At 42.6% G+C, this 2,110-nt stretch carries 2 protein-coding genes; both read right to left on the reverse strand.

The window, feature by feature from the left end; all coding sequences use genetic code 11:
• Positions 1 to 164 precede the first annotated feature (164 nt).
• Positions 165 to 839: a tetratricopeptide repeat protein gene (locus UF75_RS25485; protein ID WP_197079544.1), complete on the reverse strand. Its 675-nt coding sequence runs from the start codon at positions 837 to 839 to the stop codon at positions 165 to 167.
• A gap of 175 nt (positions 840 to 1,014) precedes the next feature.
• Positions 1,015 to 2,110 (reverse strand): 4Fe-4S binding protein (locus UF75_RS29520; protein ID WP_045577315.1); only part of this gene is annotated, 1,096 nt, incomplete at its 5' end.

Here is a 2,110-nt window from a genome sequence, read left to right on the forward strand (position 1 = left end):
CATAACAAGGTAACCTTTGGCCAAGACCATAAATAAAGAGTTAACATAAGGGTATACCATAGTATACCTTGGCTTACCGAATAAGTCATGCTAAAACGAGAGTTACACGGGGGATCATCCCATCAATCCTAGAAAGGATTATCTTGTTTAGAACGAAGAAAAAATTACGGTGTCTTATTACTCGGGTTATCGGCACTGGGATTATCGGTTTTTTGTTGCGACGCCAGCTTATCTTTAGTCTGGGTAATAAGCTGTTTTAGTCGATCAGCATTAGGCCCATTTGGTTCCTTTTCCAATGCAGTCTGCCACACACTAATAGCTGTAGAGTCGTCTTTTTTGATTGTCGATAGGAAAACTCCGTAGTTAAAATATGCCTGCGTAAAATCAGGGCTCTCTTTCAAGGCCTGTTTATAGCTTTTTTCGGCCAAATCATTTTGCCCGCTATAAAAGGCGGCTGTGGCCATATCTGTTAAAACATTGATATCCTGTTTGGTATTAAGAACGTTCTGATAGTATTTAATCGCTTGGATATAATCTTCTCGTGCTTCATTCGGTGCAACTTTCCGAGCGATGGTAGCCAAATCATAATAGGCATTGCCTAAGTCCTGTTGAAGTGAAATATCATTAGGGTTTGAGCTTAGCTTTTGGTTGAGAAGATTTACCTGATTTTTAATACTATGATAATCACTGTTGTTGGAAGAAGAGGAAGGGGGCGCTGAAGGAGTTGAAGAAGGAGTTTCTGAGAAATAGCCATAAGCTCCTGCCCCAACTAAAACTATGGCTAACAAAATCGTAATAACAATGGCCTTGATTTTTTGTTCATTTTGCTTGCTAGGCACGTAATATCCCCCTCTATATTATTACGCTTCTCATGGTAATGGCTTTAGCGGTGTAAAAACCACGTTTGTTAGAACGAGCGCACTCGTTTTACGAGTGCGCTTAAGTCTTAACCCTGAAATTCTTCGAAGATCAATTTTCCTTCAATCGAATCTCTAACTTTTAATGTCATAGGCATTACATTCTCATTCCCATTCTTACAGTAAAGGTGAGAAAGTTTAGAATACCGAAGAGCAAGATGACCACTAAATACGGCATTGAGACGGACAAGGCTTTGCTCACACCGTAGTTCTTTTTAGCAATTCTATAAGCAGTGTAAAGGGAACCGAGAGTTCCGGCGATGACTAAGAAGTATTGCATGATTTCAATCGTCGGATCAGAGATGAATGAGGTGGGGCCTTCCATTTCTATTCCGAATAGCCCCATGAAGGTGTAGTAGATTGACTTTCCTTCAGCGAGAAGATGGAACAAGTTGTGGGCCATGTGGGAAGCGAGGTCGAGCGGAATGACGGCATACCCAAAACGTGCAAAGGCATTACGTAAAGTCTCGCCCGTGAAACGTTTGGAGACGGCAGTCGCTGCGAAAAGGAGTAAGACTGGAGTCGCCATAGCGAAAATAAAGAGAATCGTAAACGCAACATCTTGATTAGGAATCCCTAATGTCTGCTCTACCCACTTCAGGAAGGATGGGTAAAAATCTAACATGGTAATGTTTTGCACGAAGACAATTCCGACGATGACAATCGCTAAGAAAGACTCTTCAAAATGCGCCCTAGTCATCGACCAAAATTCACTGGTGGGTACGCGGGGGGTTAGGCGAATCGAATCATGAGGACAGCTTTTGATGCAATTTCCACAAAGATTACAATTAGCGTTGTTTTCCATAGCCATCGGAAATTCAAACATAGGACAGCCAGGCGTTTTGTCATTGCCTTTATAGCAATCCCTAGTTTTGCAGGTTTTACAAGTATCTTTGTCGGCACGGAGCTCTAACATACCTGAGCGGGAATAGTTACCGGACAAACTACCTAGAAAACAGAGGTAACGACACCAAGTACGGCGTTCGAAGAGGAGAGCAGTGACCATGACCCCACCTAAGATGAGCAAGAGGAGGGTTCCGGATCCTCGGGGAGATTCAACGATTCCCCAAACGTGATCAGACCAGGTGATGAAAATGAACGTGATATCGATGATCCAGAGGCCGTTCTTGCGGATAAAGTTTGGAACCTTAAGGTTAGCTCCAAATAATTTCTGAGTTAAATCACTCACCCAA

The sequence above is a fragment of the Desulfosporosinus sp. I2 genome, assembly GCF_000960765.1.
GTDB lineage: Bacteria > Bacillota > Desulfitobacteriia > Desulfitobacteriales > Desulfitobacteriaceae > Desulfosporosinus.